General features: G+C 72.0%; 19 protein-coding genes and 2 pseudogenes. 7 read left to right on the top strand and 14 right to left on the bottom strand.

Going from position 1 to position 15,610, the window contains the following annotated elements:
* Positions 1-167: 167 nt before the first annotated feature.
* From STBA_RS23945 to STBA_RS23930, 4 genes are all read left to right on the top strand, one after another.
* Entirely contained in the window at positions 168-1,538 is a 1,371-nt protein-coding gene (locus tag STBA_RS23945; protein ID WP_253194947.1) for a potassium transporter TrkG, read from the top strand.
* 2 nt (positions 1,539-1,540) lie between these two features.
* Positions 1,541-2,266 carry a TrkA family potassium uptake protein gene (locus STBA_RS23940; RefSeq protein ID WP_171987774.1) on the top strand — a complete coding sequence of 242 codons (726 nt, stop codon included), beginning with the start codon at positions 1,541-1,543 and terminating at the stop codon, positions 2,264-2,266.
* Positions 2,267-2,404: 138 nt separating this feature from the next.
* Positions 2,405-3,679: a Na+/H+ antiporter NhaA gene (gene nhaA, locus STBA_RS23935; RefSeq protein ID WP_079252131.1), complete on the top strand. Its 1,275-nt coding sequence runs from the start codon at positions 2,405-2,407 to the stop codon at positions 3,677-3,679.
* Positions 3,592-4,134: an MFS transporter gene (locus tag STBA_RS23930; RefSeq protein ID WP_077061211.1), complete on the top strand. Its 543-nt coding sequence runs from the start codon at positions 3,592-3,594 to the stop codon at positions 4,132-4,134. Before nhaA ends, STBA_RS23930 begins: the two co-directional genes overlap by 88 nt.
* 31 nt (positions 4,135-4,165) lie before the next feature.
* Here the strand turns inward: STBA_RS23930 and STBA_RS23925 are convergent, their stop codons facing one another.
* A complete protein-coding gene (locus STBA_RS23925) occupies positions 4,166-4,759 on the bottom strand; it encodes a TetR/AcrR family transcriptional regulator (RefSeq protein ID WP_077061210.1) in 594 nt (197 codons plus the stop codon).
* Between the two features lie 71 nt (positions 4,760-4,830).
* Here STBA_RS23925 and STBA_RS23920 point away from each other — a divergent pair, with 71 nt between their 5' ends.
* The gene (locus STBA_RS23920) at positions 4,831-5,418 is read left to right on the top strand and encodes a deaminase (protein WP_077061209.1); all 588 of its coding nucleotides are present in this window, start codon (positions 4,831-4,833) and stop codon (positions 5,416-5,418) included.
* Here STBA_RS23920 and STBA_RS23915 read toward each other — a convergent pair.
* From STBA_RS23915 to STBA_RS38985, 10 genes and pseudogenes are all read right to left on the bottom strand, one after another.
* Positions 5,403-6,491: an ABC transporter ATP-binding protein gene (locus tag STBA_RS23915; protein ID WP_077061208.1), complete on the bottom strand. Its 1,089-nt coding sequence runs from the start codon at positions 6,489-6,491 to the stop codon at positions 5,403-5,405. The genes STBA_RS23920 and STBA_RS23915 overlap by 16 nt on opposite strands.
* Positions 6,491-7,312 (bottom strand): carbohydrate ABC transporter permease, encoded by an 822-nt coding sequence (locus tag STBA_RS23910; RefSeq protein ID WP_077061207.1) that lies wholly within the window; start codon positions 7,310-7,312, stop codon positions 6,491-6,493. Before STBA_RS23910 ends, STBA_RS23915 begins: the two co-directional genes overlap by 1 nt.
* A complete protein-coding gene (locus STBA_RS23905) occupies positions 7,309-8,217 on the bottom strand; it encodes a sugar ABC transporter permease (protein WP_171987773.1) in 909 nt (302 codons plus the stop codon). Before STBA_RS23905 ends, STBA_RS23910 begins: the two co-directional genes overlap by 4 nt.
* Positions 8,207-9,568: an extracellular solute-binding protein gene (locus tag STBA_RS23900; RefSeq protein ID WP_077061205.1), complete on the bottom strand. Its 1,362-nt coding sequence runs from the start codon at positions 9,566-9,568 to the stop codon at positions 8,207-8,209. The genes STBA_RS23905 and STBA_RS23900 overlap by 11 nt, the downstream gene beginning before the upstream one ends.
* Before the next feature lie 91 nt (positions 9,569-9,659).
* Positions 9,660-9,812 carry a hypothetical protein gene (locus STBA_RS38375; protein WP_216355955.1) on the bottom strand — a complete coding sequence of 51 codons (153 nt, stop codon included), beginning with the start codon at positions 9,810-9,812 and terminating at the stop codon, positions 9,660-9,662.
* A gap of 446 nt (positions 9,813-10,258) precedes the next feature.
* On the bottom strand, positions 10,259-10,969 hold the full coding sequence (locus tag STBA_RS23890) for a hypothetical protein (protein WP_077061203.1): 711 nt from the start codon (positions 10,967-10,969) through the stop codon (positions 10,259-10,261).
* A complete protein-coding gene (locus tag STBA_RS23885) occupies positions 10,966-11,541 on the bottom strand; it encodes a SigE family RNA polymerase sigma factor (protein ID WP_253194945.1) in 576 nt (191 codons plus the stop codon). The genes STBA_RS23890 and STBA_RS23885 overlap by 4 nt, the downstream gene beginning before the upstream one ends.
* Positions 11,532-12,095: a hypothetical protein gene (locus tag STBA_RS23880; protein ID WP_077061202.1), complete on the bottom strand. Its 564-nt coding sequence runs from the start codon at positions 12,093-12,095 to the stop codon at positions 11,532-11,534. The genes STBA_RS23885 and STBA_RS23880 overlap by 10 nt, the downstream gene beginning before the upstream one ends.
* Before the next feature lie 55 nt (positions 12,096-12,150).
* Positions 12,151-12,723, bottom strand: coding sequence for a GNAT family protein (locus tag STBA_RS23875; protein WP_077061201.1), 573 nt, complete (start codon positions 12,721-12,723; stop codon positions 12,151-12,153).
* A pseudogene (locus STBA_RS38985) lies at positions 12,701-12,907 on the bottom strand (hypothetical protein); the annotation flags it as partial. The gene STBA_RS23875 and the pseudogene STBA_RS38985, both read right to left, overlap by 23 nt.
* 36 nt (positions 12,908-12,943) lie before the next feature.
* Between STBA_RS38985 and STBA_RS38980 the strand changes: the two are divergent.
* Positions 12,944-13,255 (top strand): annotated as a pseudogene (locus STBA_RS38980) (aminotransferase class I/II-fold pyridoxal phosphate-dependent enzyme); the annotation flags it as partial.
* Between the two features lie 169 nt (positions 13,256-13,424).
* Here STBA_RS38980 and STBA_RS23865 read toward each other — a convergent pair.
* From STBA_RS23865 to STBA_RS23855, 3 genes are all read right to left on the bottom strand, one after another.
* Positions 13,425-13,937, bottom strand: a complete 513-nt coding sequence (locus STBA_RS23865) for a hypothetical protein (RefSeq protein WP_077061200.1) — start codon at positions 13,935-13,937, stop codon at positions 13,425-13,427.
* Positions 13,938-14,015: 78 nt separating this feature from the next.
* Complete coding sequence (locus STBA_RS23860) at positions 14,016-14,405, bottom strand: DUF397 domain-containing protein (RefSeq protein ID WP_171987772.1); 390 nt, start codon at positions 14,403-14,405, stop codon at positions 14,016-14,018.
* Positions 14,402-15,226: a helix-turn-helix transcriptional regulator gene (locus tag STBA_RS23855; protein WP_077061199.1), complete on the bottom strand. Its 825-nt coding sequence runs from the start codon at positions 15,224-15,226 to the stop codon at positions 14,402-14,404. The genes STBA_RS23860 and STBA_RS23855 overlap by 4 nt, the downstream gene beginning before the upstream one ends.
* 157 nt (positions 15,227-15,383) lie before the next feature.
* On the opposite strand from STBA_RS23855, the gene STBA_RS37965 reads away from it, so the two are divergent.
* Positions 15,384-15,557 carry a hypothetical protein gene (locus STBA_RS37965; protein ID WP_171987771.1) on the top strand — a complete coding sequence of 58 codons (174 nt, stop codon included), beginning with the start codon at positions 15,384-15,386 and terminating at the stop codon, positions 15,555-15,557.
* The last annotated feature ends 53 nt before the right edge of the window (positions 15,558-15,610 follow it).

Raw genomic sequence — 15,610 nt, 5'->3', positions numbered from 1 at the left:
TATACCTCACGCACGGGCGGGGCCCCCGGTTCCGCCGGGCGGCGCCGAGCGCCAGGAGCGCGTTAAGAAACCGGGGGCGGATGCCAGGGCGGCGTTAGGGTGGGCCGGTTGTCGGTCCGGCCCCGACCGGGCGGACCACGACCGGACAGAACGGAACGGCGATCGACGTGGCGCCCCTCTTGGCCCCCATGGGCCGGACGATCAGCGACATCCACCCGGCGCGCGTGGTGGCCACCGCGTTCGCCGCGGCCGTCGTCATCGGCACTACCCTGCTGGCCCTGCCGCTCGCCACGGCGGACGGCACCTCGCCGGGACTGCTGACCGCGCTGTTCACCGCGACGGCCGCGGTGTGCGTGACGGGCCTGCCGGTGGTGGACCCCGGCACCTACTGGAGCGGCTTCGGCGAGGGCGTGACGCTGCTGCTGGTCCAGGCCGGCGGTTTCGGGATCATGACGCTGGCCTCGCTGCTCGCGCTGCTCGTCGCGGGCAAGCTGCGGCTGCGGATGACGCTGCACGCGCAGGCCGAGACGAAAATCGGCATCGGTGACGTCCGGGGTGTCCTGCTGCGGGTGGGGCTGATCACGCTCGTCGTGGAGTCGGTGACCGCGACGATCCTCACGCTGCGCTTCGCACTCGGCCACGGCGAGCCGTTCGGCCGGGCCCTCTACCACGGCGTCTTCCACGCGGTCGCGGCCTTCAACAACTCGGGGCACGGGCTGCGTTCGGACAATATGATGGCCTATGCGGGCGACCCGTGGGTGCTCGCGCCCGTGGCGGTCGCGGTGATCCTCGGCGGCCTCGGCTTCCCGGTGATCATCGAGCTGCTGCGCCACCGCGCGCGCCGCCGCACCGGGCGGTCGCGCGTCTGGTCGCTGCACCTGAAACTGACGCTCATCGTCTCCGGGGCGCTGCTGCTCGTGGGATTCCTGCTGACGCTGGGGCTCGAGTGGTCCAACGAGAGCACTTTCGGGCCGATGGACACGGTCGACAAGGTGCTGGGCGCGTTCTTCCACTCGGCGGTCAGCCGCACCGCCGGGTTCAACGCCACCGACATCGCCGCGATGGAGCCGGCGACGCTGCTGGGCACCAATGTGCTCATGTTCATCGGCGGCGGCAGCGCGGGCACGGCCGGCGGCATCAAGGTCACCACCTTCGCGGTGCTGGGCGTCGCGATCCTGGCCGAGGTCCGCGGCGAGCCGACCTCCGGGGTCTTCCGCCGCAAGCTCGCGCCGCACGTGCTGCGGCAGGCGCTGACGGTGGCGTTGCTCGGCGTGGGCGTGGTGATCGCGGCGACGATCGCGCTGCTGGCCATGGTGGACGCCCGCACCGACCTCGTGCTCTTCGAGACGGTGTCGGTGTTCAGCACCGTGGGCATGACCACCGGGCTGACCCAGGAGCTGCCGGGGCCGGCCCAGCTCATCATCATCGTCCTCATGTTCATCGGGCGGGTGGGCCCGATCACCCTCGTCTCGGCCCTGGCCCTGCGCGAACGCACCCGCCGCTACCAGCTCGCGGAAGAGCGCCCCATCATTGGATAATCATGAGCAACCATCTGCACTCGCTGCGCCGCCGGCGCGGCAAACGCCTCGCCCAGACCTACGCGCAGCGCGACACCCGTGACCAGCGGATCGCCGTGATCGGCCTGGGCCGGTTCGGCAGTTCCCTGGCCGAGGAGCTGATGCGCCGCGGCTGGGAGGTGCTGGGCGTCGACGACGATGAACGCATCGTTCAGCAGCACAGCGACGCCCTCACCCACGTCGCGGTGGCCGACTGCACAGACGCCGAGGTGCTGCGGCAGCTGGGCGTGCACGAGTTCACCACGGCGGTGGTGGCGATCGGCACGAACATCGAGGCCAGCATGCTCGTCACGGGGAACCTGCTGGACGACGGCGTACCGAACATCTGGGCCAAGGCGATCAGCCGCCAGCACGGCCGGATTCTGGAGCGGCTCGGCGCCCACCACGTGGTGCTGCCCGAGTACGAGATGGGCGAGCGGGTGGCCCATCTGGTGACCGGCCGGATGCTGGACTTCATCGAGTTCGACGACGGCTACGCCCTAGTCAAGACGGTGGCGCCGGAGGTGGCGACCGGGGTGCCGCTGGGCGTCAGCGCGGTGCGCACCAAGCACGGTGTGACGGTCGTCGGGATCAAGCGGCCGGGGCAGGACTTCACGCACGCGACGGCCGAGACGGTGGTGGAACAGGGCGATGTGATCATCGTGACGGGGAAGACGCGGGCCGTGGAGGCGTTCACCGATCTCAGCTGAGACGCGAGTGAATATCTGGACTTTTGCGGGTACGGTGTCAAGACAGCGTCAAGGCGAGCACGTCTGACCTGTGGTGCGCCGGGAAGTCTGGTCGGCAAATGCTGCCGTTTGTCCGTTCCAGCCCGAAAGGTCTTCTTCATGGCGTCGCGTCCTTCCCTGCCTTCCTTCCGCCCGGCCAGGGACCCGAACGTCGAGGAGGAGCGCAACCGCCGCTCCGTCGCGGAGTTTCTGCGCCTCGAGGTCACGGGCGGGGTGATGCTCCTGATCGCCGCGGCCCTCGCCCTGTTCCTGGCCAACTCGCCGATCGCCGACGACTACCTGTCGCTGCGCGACCACCACCTGGACATTCCCGCCCTCGGCCTGGAGCTGTCGGTCGGGCACTGGGCCTCGGACGGGCTGCTCGCGATCTTCTTCTTCATCGCCGGCATCGAGCTGAAACGCGAGCTGACCGTCGGCGAACTGCGCCGGCCGGCCGCCGCGCTGCTGCCGGTCATCGCCGCGGTCGGCGGCATGGCCGTGCCCGCGCTTGTCTACGTCGCCGTCGTGGGTGTGGGCGACGGCGACATGGGCGGCTGGGCGGTGCCGATGGCCACCGACATCGCGTTCGCGCTCGGCGTGCTGGCCGTCGTCGGCCGCCGCCTGCCGGGCGCGCTGCGCACGTTCCTGCTGACGCTGGCCATCGTCGACGACCTCATCGCGATCATCGTCATCGCGATCTTCTTCACCTCGGGGCTCAACCTGTGGGCCCTGCTCGGCGCCCTCGCCGGGCTCGTCCTCTTCCACCAGCTGCACCGCAGGGGTGTGCACGGCTGGTACCTGTACGTGCCGCTGGCCCTGACGATCTGGGCGCTCATGTACAACAGCGGCGTGCACGCGACCATCGCGGGCGTGGCGATCGGCATGCTGCTGCGCAGCACGACCGGGCCGCTGGAGAAGGAGTCGCCGGCCGAGCGCGTCGAGGACATCGTCCACCCCTTCTCCGCAGCGGTCGCCGTGCCGCTGTTCGCACTGTTCGCGGCGGGGGTCGAGGTCTCGGGCGACACGTTCGCCGACATGGTGCACGAGCCGGAGGCGCTGGGCGTGACGCTCGGCCTGCTCGTGGGGAAGGTGATCGGCATCTTCGGCGCCACCTGGCTGACCGCGCGCTTCACCAAGGCGCGGCTGCACCCGTCGCTGACCTGGCCGGACGTGCTCGGCGGTGCGATGCTCGCCGGGATCGGCTTCACCGTGTCGCTGCTGATCGCCGAGCTGGCCTTCACGGAGGCGCCGCAGCTGGAGGAGCACGTCAAGGTGGCCGTCCTGCTCGGCTCCGTGCTCTCCGCGCTGTGTGCCTCCGTCCTGCTGAGCCTGCGCGGCCGGGCCCACGCCCGCGCCACCGAGGCATCGGCGGACACGTCGGGACCGCCGGCCTGAACGGTGGGGCACGCGCGGCGCGGTGGGCGTTCCCACTGCTGGCCGCGGTCCAGATCGCGCTGATGATGGCGATGATGGTGCTCAACGTCGCGCTGCCGTCCGTGGGCCGGCCCCTCGACCTCGACGCGGAACGGCTGGCCCTGGTCTGCGGCGCGTACCCGGTGTCGCTGTGCGGGCTGCTGCTGTTCGGCGGGCGGCTGGGCGACACCGCGGGGCACCGCCGGACGTTCGTGATCGGCACGGCGGTGTTCGCGGCCGGTTCGGCGTGGGCCGGGCTGGCCACGGGGTTCGCGACGATGGTGGCCGCCCGCTTCGTGCAGGGGGCGGGGGCCGCGCCGGCCGCACCCGCCGCGCTCGCCCTCGTGGGCCGGGTCTTCCCCGACGCGCGGGCGCGCCGCCGGGCGGTCGCTTTCCCCGCGCTCCCCGGACTCCGCCCGGGCGACGCCCCGAGCTGATCCGACACGCTCGGCAGCACCCGGCCGAACGCTAGCTTCCGCCCCCGGAGGGCTCCCGCACCAGGCGCTCCACCGCCTGCTCCACCAGCTGAGCGCGCTCCTCCTCGTCGTACACCCCGGGGAGGGTCAGCTGTTCGACGATGAGCCAGTTGAGCGTGAGGATCAGCAGCTTCACCGCGACCGCGTCGCCGGGGAGTCCTGAGGCGGCGTGCGCCTCGACGTTCGTCTCGACGTCGGCCCTGACCCGTTCGGTGAGCAGCGCGCGCAGCCCGGGGCGGCGGGTGGCCTCCAGGCGCAGTTCGAGCAGGGCCAGGGAGCCACTGCGGAACCCGCTGACGCGCCCCACCACCTCCCGCATGAGCGCGAGGTACTTGTCCTTGTCCTGAACGCCGGACCTGGCCTCGCGCAGCACCTCCTCGCCCGGATCGAGCCGCTCGTACACGCGCCGCCCGGTCTGGATCAGCAGGTCGTCGCGGTCGGTGAAGTAGTTGGACGCCGTGCCGGGCGGCAGTCCGGCCGTTTCGTCGACGGCGCGGAACGTCAGCCCGCGCGCCCCCCGTTCCGCCAGCGCCTCGATCGCCGCGTCGGTGAGCGCGGCCCTGCGCTGGTCGTTGCGACGCACCATTGACACCACTCCAGATGTAGTACTACGGTCCAACCGGCACAAGCAGAGTACTACAACTGGAGTGATCTGATATGCGAAAGCTCGTCTACTACGTCGCCGTCACGCTCGACGGCCGCATCGCCGGGCCCGGCGGCGAATTCGACTTCTACCCCACCGGCACGCCGGAGCAGGCCGCGGCCTACTCGGCGGCGATGAACGAGCGGTACCCGGAGACGATCCCCACCGTCGCACGCGCCGCCTTCGGGCTGACGGACACGCCCAACCGCCGCTTCGACACCGTCATCATGGGTCTTGGCTCCTACCAGCCGGCGCTGGCCGAGGGCATCGGCAGCCCGTACGGCCACCTGAAGCAGTACGTCGTCTCCCGCAGCCTCGGCCGGGCGCCGTCCCCGGACGTCACCGTCGTGCCCGGGGACCCGCTTCGGCTGGTGCGCGACCTCAAGGGCCAGGACGGCCTGGACATCTGGCTGTGCGGCGGCGGCAAGCTCGCCGGCACGCTGCTGCCCGAGATCGACCGGCTGGTGATCAAGTCCTATCCGGTCGTGGCCGGCAGCGGCATCCCCGCCTTCGACACGGCCTTCACCCCCACCCGCTTCGCCCCCGAGGACCGCCAGATCTTCGACAACGGGGTGACGGTGACCACCTACGCCCCCGCATGAGGCGCCTCCGGCGCGGCCAGTTCGCCGTCGCGGCGGTACAGCAGCACCCGTTCGGGGCGCGGGGCCGCGTAGCCCGTGGCGCCGAGGGGGACCGGGACGTCCTCGTCCACGACGACCTGCACGGAGCCCGCGTCCCCGTCGAGCGTGACCAGCTGGGCGCTGCCCAGGTTCTCCACGACGGTGACGCGGCCCGGCAGGGCCCCGGGCACCGGCTCGGTGCCGTACCCCAGGTACTCGGGCCGCACGGCGAACGTGACCCGTTCCCCGTCCGGCAGCCCGTGCTCCCCCGCCGGCAGCGGCACCCCGCCGACGCCGACGCGGCCGTCGCCGGTGACGACGCCGTCCAGCAGGTTCATGGGGGTGGAGCCGATGAACGAGGCGACGAACGTGTTGGCGGGCCGCCGGAACACCTCGGCCGGGGTGCCGATCTGCCGCACCCGCCCGTCGTCCAGCACCGCGATCCGGTCGGCGAGCGCCAGCGCCTCCGCCTGGTCGTGCGTCACGAACACGCAGGTCACACGCAGCTCGCGCTGGAGCCGCTTGAGGAACGTGCGCGCCTCAAGACGCATCCGCGCGTCCAGGTTGGACAGCGGCTCGTCCAGCAGGAACGCGCGCGGCCGGTACGCCATCGCGCGGGCCAGCGCGACGCGCTGCTGCTGGCCGCCGGACAGCTGCCCCGGGCGGCGCTCCAGCAGCCCGCCGAGGCCCAGCGCCCCCGCGGTCTCGGCCGCTTTCGCGCGCCGCTCGGCTCCCGCGACCTTCTTGATGCGCAGCGGATAGGCGATGTTGTCGGAGACGGACATGTGCGGGAAGAGGGCGTAGTCCTGGAAGACCATGGCGACGTCCCGCCGCCCCGGCGGCAGCGCCGTGACGTCGTCGCCCCCGATGCGCACCGCGCCGCCGGTGGCCTCCTCAAGACCTGCGATGGTGCGCAGCAGGGTCGTCTTGCCGCAGCCGGAGGGGCCGAGCAGGGCGAAGAACTCCCCGTCGGCGATGGTCAGGTCCACGGCGTCCAGCGCGGTGACCCCGCCGGGGTAGACCTTGGAGAGCGCGGCCAGTTCGATCGCAGCCATCAGTGCTTGATCCCTCCGTGGAACCGGAATCCGTACCGGGACGAGACGAAGAGGAACATCACGACGACCGGCAGCGAGTAGAGCAGGGAGAAGGTGGAGATCAGCGCCAGGTCCGGCTGCCCGCCCTCGGTGTAGAACGTGTACATCACCACCGCCGCCGGGGACTTCTCCGGGGAACGCAGCAGCAGGAACGGGATCAGGAAGTTGCCCCACACCTGGGCGACGGACCACACCGCGATGGTGGCCAGGCCCGGGCGGATCAGCGGGACGACGATGTGGGCGACGATCTGGAGCGGCGAGGCGCCGAAGACCCGCGCGGACTCCTCGTAGGAGCGGGGCGTGGTGTCGGTGAAGTCCTTGAGGATGAAGATGGCGCTGGGCAGCAGCCCGCCGGACAGCACGAGGATGACGCCGAGCTGCGAGTCGATGAGGTCGAGTTCGTAGGCCAGGTTGAACAGCGGCACCATGGCCGCCGTGCCGGTGACGATCGAGGACAGCAGCAGCAGCGCGTACAGCAGCCCGTCGCGGCCCGGCAGCCGCACGCGGCTGAGTGCGTAGGCCGCGGCGGCGGCCAGCGTCACGACGATGCCGCCGGTGCCCGCGGCCAGGACCAGCGAGTTGCGCAGCGAGCGCAGCGCCTGCTCGTTGTCCAGGAGTTCGCGGAAGTTGTGAAGCGTGAACTGAGGCAGCGAGGCGGCGATGGACGGGTCGCGGTCGAAAGGCGCGAACGCCAGCCACAGCAGCGGCAGGGTGAAGAAGCCGAGGACGGCGCACACGAAGGTGTAGCGGACGACGACCCGGACGGCGCGCGCGGGCGTCACCGTTCGGCCCCCCGTTCCGCCGCCTTCGCCGGTCGGGCGCGCTGCCGCAGCAGTCGCACGTAGACCAGCGCGATCACGAGGTTGACCAGCAGCATCAGCACCGACAGGGCCGCGCCGTAGCCGAGTTCGCCGTTGAACAGCGCCGTTTTGTAGATGAACACGGGCATGATCTCGGTCTCGTCCGACGGCCCGCCGCCGGTCAGGAGGAACGGGGTGAAGTCGTTGAACGTCCACAGGCTGATCAGCAGCAGGTTGGTCAGCACGTGCCCGCGGATCGCGGGGAACACCACGTCCCGCAGCTGCTGCCACCCCGAGGCCCCGGCCAGCCGCGCCGTCTCCAGCTGGGTCGGCGAGACGGTGCCGAGCGCGGCGGCGTACAGCATCATCGAGAACGCGGTGCCGCGCCAGATGTTGAAGACGATGATCGAGGCCATCGGGTGCTCGACCAGCCAGGCGGTGCCGGGCGTGCCGAGCAGCCCGTTGAGCGTGCCGTCGTTCCGGTCGAGCAGCGCGATCCACAGGAACGCGACGACCGAGCCGGGCAGGATCCACGCCAGCAGCACCAGCGCCTCGACCAGCCGCCGCAGCACGCCGCGCCGCCCGCGCAGCAGCCAGGCGATGGCGAAGCCGAGCACGGCCTGGCCGAGCACGGCGGAGCCGACGACGAACTGGAGCGTGAGGCCGAGCGAGTGGGTGAAACTGTCCTCGTCCAGGGCCCGCCGCACGTTGTCGAGGCCGGTGAACTCCGGCTCGGCGGCGGCGAGCCCGGTCAGCCGGTAGTCGGTCGCGCCGAGGTAGACCGTCCACAGGGCGGGGAGGACGAGGAACCCGGCGATGAGCAGCAGCGCCGGGGCGACGAACGCCGCCGCCCGGCGCCGCCCGAGCCCGGCGGCGTCAGTCGGCACCGCCGGCAACCTCTCCGAGGCCCTCCTCGTAGTCCCGTGCGGCGTCCGCCGGACTGCTGTCGCCCGCGGCGACCGCGCCCGCCGCCTCCTGGAGCAGCACCGACACCTGCGGGTACTCGGCGAGCGGCGGCCGGTAGGTGGTGAGCGGCAGCACCTCGTCGGCGACGAACGACAGCATCGGATCGTCCGCGAGCACCTGCTCGTTGACGTCGGTGCGTGCGGTGATCCGCGCGTCGCCCTCGACCGCCGCGGTGATGGCCTCCGCCGAGTTCATGAACGTCAGCAGCTCGTACGCCAGTTCGGCGTCCTCGCTCGCCGGGTTGACGGCCCGTACGCTGCCGCCCGACATGCTGACGAAGTCCTGCCCGGCGATGCCCGTCCCGGGCTCCGCGGCCGGGATCAGCGCCCAGCCGACGGCGTCGTCCCGGTTCTCCATCGGGGCGGTGCCGCCCTCCGGGTTGACGACGCTGCGCCAGAAGTAGTCGCCCTCGACGAGGATGCCCAGCTCGCCCGCGGCGAACTGCTCGAACGACCTGTCGCGCCCCTGCGCCTCCTGCTGGAGCACCGGATCGCCGAGCCCGCCGCCGTAGACGTCCTCGTACAGCTGAAGGGTGCGGGTGAGTCCCGGGCTCGCGCCGGTCCAGTCCTGCCCGTCGTGGATCTCCTCGCCGGTTCCGGCCAGCAGCGGCAGGACGCCCTGCATGGTGGTGGCCTCGCCCATCGCGGTGCCCGCGTTCAGCTGGAGGGGGGTGACGCCGTCGAGACCGGCCAGCGCCTCCGCCGCGTCCAGGACGTCCGCCCAGCTGCCGGGCTGCCACTCGGCGGGCAGCCCGGCCTCGGCGAACAGCTCCTTGTTGTAGAACAGCACCCGCCCGTCGGTGCCCCATGGGATGCCGTACAGCTCGCCTTCGTAGGCGGCGAGTTGCGCAACGGCCTCGGGTATGTGGTCCCAGCCCTCCCAGTCAAGACCTGGCAGCGGCTCGACGTACCCGGCCTGGGCGAACTCGCCGACCCAGATGCCGTCCAGAGTGAGGATGTCCGGCCCGGAGCCGGCCTGGAGGTCGAGGGCGAGGCGGGTCTTGAACTGCTCGTCGTCCACGCCGCTCGGCTCGAAGGAGACGTCGACCTCGACCCCGGCCTCGGCCTGTGCGGCCTCGAACCGCGGGATGACCCACTCCTCGATCCACTCGGCCTCCTCGGTGTTCTTCCCCCCGGACACCGCGTTGGCGGAAATCGTCAACTCGGCCGCCCCGCCCGCCCCGTCGGAATCCGACCCCCCGCATGCGGCGAGCACGAGCCCCGTACCCGCCACCGCGGCCAGCGCGGTGGCCCGCCTGGTCAGCTTCTGCATCAGCCATCTCCTCGTTGAGACGATGCAGGAGAGTTACCCGAGGAGAGCCCCCTCGTAAAGCCCGCGCGTCACGCCTGCGGCGGGCGCGGCCTCACCCGCCCTGCGGGGTCGGCCGGTGGTGCACGTACTCGACGACCGTTCCGTCCGGGTGCCCGGCGTTGAACGCGGCGCCGGTGGGCACCTCCTGGAGCGGGAAGACGATCTCCGCACCCGCGGCCACGAGCCGGTCGCAGTACGGCCGCACATCGTCGACGAGCAGCGTGCCGGTGGTGGAACGGAAGGGTGCGAGGTCCTCGTCGCTGCCCTCGATGAGGAGGAACGCGCCGACCGTCGCCGGCCGCAGCCTGCCGAAGTCGAAACGGCCGTCGGCCCCGGCCTCCTGAAGCCTCTCGTAGCAGCCGACACATGGCGGGCTCGGACGATTCGGCAGTCCGGTCCGTCATGTCCACCGGCTCGCTCCCGCACTCGTGCAGGAGCAGGTCCGACGGACTTTCCCCTACGCGGCCCAACTCGGGCGCGAGCCCCGGCATGCCCTGCTCGGCGGGCGGAGCCACCTCTCCCGATTCGAGCATGCGGCGCGGCGGACCGGACCCCCGGCCTCCGGCACCACCGCTTTGGGCGGACTCTGGTTCGACTCGTGCCCCTTGCTGGTCTTCATCCGCATATACAACTACGTGAATCGCCGTGGTTTCAGGGCGCCGGGGGGTCGGCCGGTTCCGGGGTGGCGAAGTCCGTCGAGTACAGCGAGTGTCCGTCCGGGGCCTTCAGGGTGGCGCCGCGGATGGGCTCCTCCTCGCCCGGTACCACGACGAACCAGGCGCCCCAGGTCGGCGAGCCGGGCAGGGTCACCAGGGTCGCCGCCAGTTCGCCGTGGTCCGTCCGGATGGTGAGCGCGGTGGGCGGCTCCGCCGCCCGCCAGGTGCCCGCGTGCACGGTGTCGCCCCCGGCGGTCTCGACCGCGGCGGGGAGGGTGTAGGCGGCGAGACCGGCACGTTCCAGCTCGTGGGGCCCGGCGGACTCCATGGCCGCGTCGATCGTCCCGGCGGTGCCCACCGCCACCTCCCCAGGACCGAGCAGGGCCAGTTGGATGCCGTGCCCGATCCCCAGCCGTTCCCCGGGTCGCACCGTCAGCGCGGGTCCTGCCGAGTCCGCGGCCGAGGGGGCGTCGCCCGGCAGCAGGCCGAGGCCCGCCGCCCCCAGCGGCAGCACCAGCGCGGTGACGGCCGCCGCGCTGATCACGGCGCGTCGGCGGCGCCGTTCCCGCCGGCCCAGGCGCAGCACCGCGGCGACCGGGGGTTCGGCCGTCAACTCCAGCCGGCGGGCCCGCTCGTGCAGCCGTTCGCCGAGCCGCGCGGCGGTGTCCTGGTCGCGCGGGTCGTTCCGCTCCGTGGCCCCGGTCATCCGGTCCTCTCCTCCTCGCCGCCGCTCTCCCGCAGCGCGTCGTCGCCGCGGAGCCTGCGCAGCGCGCGGGCGTTGTGGGTGCGCACGGTGCCCACCCGTTTGCCGAGCAGCGCGGCGACCTCCGCCTCGCTGCGGTCCTCCAGATAACGCAGCACCACGACGGCCCGCTGGAGCGCGGACAGCCGGGCCAGCGCCGCCAGCAGGGCGTCGCGCACCGCGAGCTGGTCGCTCGCGTCGGGTGCGTGCCGCTCGGGGAACCGGTTGGTGAGCCACTCGGGTATCCGGAAGCGCCGCATCCGGTCCACGTTGGCGTTGATCAGCATGCGCCACACGTACGCGTCCGGATCGTCGGCCTGCCGTACCCGGTGCCACCTGGCGAACGCCTTCGCCAGGGCGGTCTGCACCAGGTCCTCGGCGTCGTGGTGGTTACCGGTCAGGAAATAGGCGGTGCGCAGCAGGCGGGTCCAGCGGACCGCCATGAACGCCCGGAACTCCTCCTCGGCCGACTCCCGCACTTCCGCATCGGCAGCCGCCGCCGTCGGTGGCAGCGCCCGCGTTCCGGTCACTGCCATGTGTCCCGGTCGAAGACCCGCCCCTCGGCGTCGTACGCCGTGACGACCAGCCGGTCGTGCACGGTCATGCCGCCGTCGAAGTAGAACGCTCCCCAGCCGCGTTCACCGTCGAGCGTCAGCAGCTCGGCGTCGCGGACCTCCACGGTCCGCCCGTCGCGCGTCGTCTCGGCCGTGATCCGGGCCGGTCCGCAGTCGGTCCGCCACCGGCCGCCGTGCAGCGTGCTCACGCCGGTCTCCAGATCGAAGGTGAACGCGGCCGTGATGTCGTCAGCGGCCAGGCCCGCGGGCGGAGTGTTCCGGTGGAACGCCAGCACCTCCTCGAAGCTGGCGTCGGTGGTGACCATGACGTTCTGCTCGCCCTCGGGAAGCAGCGCCATCAGCCAGTACTCGGCGATCCGGACCGGCTGGTAGGGCTGAACGGCCACCGCCTCCGGTGCCGCCACGCACCGCTGCCCCGGCGGGGCGCCGAGCGCCGCGGCAGGAGCCGCTGCCCCGCCCGCCAGCATCAGCCCGCCAAGACCCGTCGCGGCGGCCCGCCGCCATGCGCCTGTCATGTGCCCTCCTCAACTCGGCAGTCCTCTCCCCTGAAGACGGCCGGGAGGCGGAACGCTAGGACAGCGGGCGGGGGTTGATGTGCGCCGCGCGCCATTCGGGGGCGAGGACGGACCAGACCTCCATGTCGTGGCGCTTCCCGCGGTAGAGGAAGCTCTCCCGCAGCACGCCCTCCTTCGTCATACCGAGACGGCGGGCCACGGCGATGCTGGGCCGGTTCGCCGAGGAGACGAGCCATTCCACGCGGTGGATGCCGCGTTCCCCGACGGCCCAGTCGATGATCACCCGCGCGGCCCGGGTCACCAGGCCGCGGCCCGCGGCGGACGGCTCCAGCCAGCAGCCCGCCTCGGCGGTGCCCTGGGCGACATCCATCGTGCGGAAGAGCACGCCGCCGACGAGCTTGCCGTCCGCCCAGATGCCGTAGATGCGCCCGGCGTCGGCGGCGGTCTTCTCCGCGTACCTCAGGAGGAAGGAACGGCTCGCCGCCAGGTCCTTGACGGCGTCCGCGAGACCGACGTAGGCGCCGATGAACTCCCGGCCCCGGTCGATGTGGGCCAGGAACTCCTCGGCCCGCCACGGCTCGAGCGGCCGCAGCTCGGCACCGTCGTCACCCAGGGATATCGCGTACATGGTCACTCTCCACGGTGGTGTTCGCCGCTCGTTCGAAGAGGAGCTTCTCACCACCCCGGGCGGGGCCGGGGTGGGGGTATCGGACGATCAGGAGGGCGTCGACGTCTCCCTCCGGGGCACCGTACAGGTGCGGAACGTCGGCGGCCCACGCCGCGTGCTCCCCCGGGCCGACGAAGGAGGGCGCGCCTACACCGTGGGCTCCGCCAGCAAGGAACTGCGCATGATCGGCTGGCGGGTGGGCTGGGTCGTCGGCCCCGCGAGCATCATGGCCGACGTCAACCTGGTGGGGCTGACGAACGTCGTCTGCCAGGTCGGCATAGCCCAGGAGGCGGTCGCCGCCGCCCTGTCCGCCCCGGACGCGGACGCCGACGTCGCTTCCGCGACCCGCACGTGGCAGCAGCGCCGCGATCTCGTCCTTCGCCGGCTCGCCGACTATCCCTGCGTCAGGCCACACGGCGGCTGGTCCCTGCTCGTGGACACGAGCGCCATGGGGCTCACCCCGGAAGCCGCGTCCGACCTGCTCTTCCGGCACGGCCGCGTCGCCGCGACGCCCATGACCGGCTGGGGTCCGAGCGGCGCCGGCCATCTCCGCCCGGTGTTCGCGAACGAGCCCGTGGAGCGCCTCGGGGATCTGGGCGACCGCTTCCGGGCCGCGTTCGGCTGGCACGGGCCGCAACGGCAGCACCGCACCGCCGGACGATTCAGTCGATCTGGTCGATGCGGGCGCAGAGGTCGTCGGTGGCGCCGGTGGCCATGGTCACGGTGCGGTAGCCGTCGGCGGCGATGTCGAGGGTGTAGACGCCGTCCACGATGTAGAGGCCGCGGTCGAGGTTGCCCTCCTCGACGCCGACCAGCACCGGGCCGAGCACGGACCAGAACTGCGAGCCGTCGGTGCGGTAGTCGACGACGGCGGTGCCGCTCGCGTCCGCGTCGTGGGCGGCGCCGGTCTCGGTGTTGGTGACGCGCACGACCAGGTCGCCGCGGTACACCACGCGTTTCGGCGTGCCGTCGGGGTGCGTGTCGAGGACGAGTTGGACCACCTCGTCGACGACGGGCTCGCCGTGGACGGGGAACGCGCAGCGTTCGCCCGCGGCGGTGTCCCAGGGGGCGGAGGGGGCGGGCTCCCAGCCCGCCCCCTGCGACGCTGTCGCGGGTGCGGTCGCGCCCAGCAGGGCGGTGACGAGGGAAAGTCCGGTGACCAGGGTGCGGCGCATGGGGCGCTCCTCACGGTGGGGTGCTGCGGATCGTCCCCGCAGCGTCTCCCGCCGTCCTGACCACGGGCTCACCACCGCTCAGGCGAGCGGCCCGCCCTCCTTGACCGCCTCGACGAACGACGACCAGCCGCCGGCCGGGAAGACGACGACGCCCGCGGGGGACTTGGAATCGCGGACCGGCACCACACCGGACCCCGCGAACGAACGGGACACCTCGACACACTCTCCACCGTCGCCGCCGCTGTACGACGACTTGGCCCACTCCCCCTCCTTGACGGCGTCGACGAACGACGACCAGCCGCCCGCGCGGAAGAGGAGTATGCCCGCGGGGGACTTGGAATCGCGGACCGGCACCACACCGGACCCCGCGAGCGCATGGGACATCTCGACACACTGCCCGCCGTCGCCGTCGCTGTAGGACGACTTGACCCACGCGGCGGCGATACCGGGCTCCTGACCAGCGTTCACGAGCGGTACTCCTTCAACAGGGACTTCACGAAGGCCGCCGAGTCGTCCGGGGACGACGCGTGCGCCCGCAACCGATCATAGATTTCGGCCGCCGGGCTGACCATCGCCGCGGCGTCGTAGACACGACCGCCGCGCGGCCCGTCCGAGTAGAGCAGCGTGGCGGCGTCCGGCATCCCCAGCAGGGTGAACGGCCGCATCTGCCCGTCGGGCGCCCCGGAGGCGAACGGCAGCACCTGGATGTCCACATGCGGCTGCTCCATGGCGCGCAGGAGCTGTTCGAGCTGGGCGGCCATGACGGCCGGACCGCCGATCGCCGTGCGCAGCGCGGCCTCGTGCAGGATGACCCACAGCGCGGGCGGGTCCTCCCGCTTGAAGACCTCCCGCCGCCGCAGCCGGGCCGCGACCTTGCCCTCGATGACGTCCTCCGCGGCGCGCGGGTGGGCGGCGCGGAAGATGGCACGCGCGTAGTCCTCGGTCTGGAGCAGCCCGGTGACGAGGCTCGGCGAGAAGTTCAGTATCCGCTCGGCCTTCTCCTCCACCTGGACGTAGGGCACGAACCACAGCGGATGATCGCTCTCTTCGAGCCGCCGCCGCAGCCGCTCGAAGACCCCGTGGGTGCCGAAGACGACATCGCAGCCGCGCGCGAACCGTTCGCTCGGCACCAACTGCCCCTTCTCCACCCTGCTCACGTACGCCTCGGAGTAACCCGAGCCCCGCGCCAGGTGCTTCTGGGTCAGCTTCCGCCCCAGACGCACCGCCCTGACCTCGAATCCGAAGCCGTGCAGCGGACTCAAGCTCCCCGAGGGGATGTCCTCCTCCACCCCGATGACCTCCCGATTCCCTCGCGCTCTCCGCCAACTCAGGGCGCAGCGCATTTACTTCGCGAGCTAAAGCACGGTTTCACCCTACATCCTGAGTGACCATCCAGTCACAGTACGGGTACATCCCGAAAATACTTGCTGATCGGCAGGTGACCCCATGACCACACCAGAGCCGGACCCGACCGTTACCGAGTCCACCGCGGACACGGACACGGACACGGACCTGACCGCCGCGCGCACCGCGGAACTCCTGCGGGAGGCCACGCAGCTCGCCGAGGCGGTCCGCGCCCACCTCACGGAGACGGCCGAGACGGAGAGGAGCCCCCGATGAGCCCGGTACCCGGCGTCCGCGTGGCCATAGAGGTCGACGCCGCCACGGTCAGG

The organism is Streptomyces sp. MP131-18 (assembly GCF_001984575.1).
Taxonomy (GTDB): Bacteria; Actinomycetota; Actinomycetes; order Streptomycetales; family Streptomycetaceae; genus Streptomyces; species Streptomyces johnsoniae.
Note: the sequence above shows the minus strand (reverse complement) of the source record. Positions and strands in the feature narration are given on the sequence as shown.

Coding starts and splice junctions, on each gene's coding strand:
- STBA_RS23940 (WP_171987774.1), top strand. CDS start 1,541: ATGAGCAACCATCTGCACTCGCTGCGCCGCCGGCGCGGCAAACGCCTC.
- nhaA (WP_079252131.1), top strand. CDS start 2,405: ATGGCGTCGCGTCCTTCCCTGCCTTCCTTCCGCCCGGCCAGGGACCCG.
- STBA_RS23925 (WP_077061210.1), bottom strand. CDS start 4,759: ATGGTGCGTCGCAACGACCAGCGCAGGGCCGCGCTCACCGACGCGGCG.
- STBA_RS23920 (WP_077061209.1), top strand. CDS start 4,831: ATGCGAAAGCTCGTCTACTACGTCGCCGTCACGCTCGACGGCCGCATC.
- STBA_RS23915 (WP_077061208.1), bottom strand. CDS start 6,491: ATGGCTGCGATCGAACTGGCCGCGCTCTCCAAGGTCTACCCCGGCGGG.
- STBA_RS23900 (WP_077061205.1), bottom strand. CDS start 9,568: ATGCAGAAGCTGACCAGGCGGGCCACCGCGCTGGCCGCGGTGGCGGGT.
- STBA_RS23890 (WP_077061203.1), bottom strand. CDS start 10,969: ATGACCGGGGCCACGGAGCGGAACGACCCGCGCGACCAGGACACCGCC.
- STBA_RS23885 (WP_253194945.1), bottom strand. CDS start 11,541: ATGGCAGTGACCGGAACGCGGGCGCTGCCACCGACGGCGGCGGCTGCC.
- STBA_RS23880 (WP_077061202.1), bottom strand. CDS start 12,095: ATGACAGGCGCATGGCGGCGGGCCGCCGCGACGGGTCTTGGCGGGCTG.
- STBA_RS23875 (WP_077061201.1), bottom strand. CDS start 12,723: ATGTACGCGATATCCCTGGGTGACGACGGTGCCGAGCTGCGGCCGCTC.
- STBA_RS23865 (WP_077061200.1), bottom strand. CDS start 13,937: ATGCGCCGCACCCTGGTCACCGGACTTTCCCTCGTCACCGCCCTGCTG.
- STBA_RS37965 (WP_171987771.1), top strand. CDS start 15,384: ATGACCACACCAGAGCCGGACCCGACCGTTACCGAGTCCACCGCGGAC.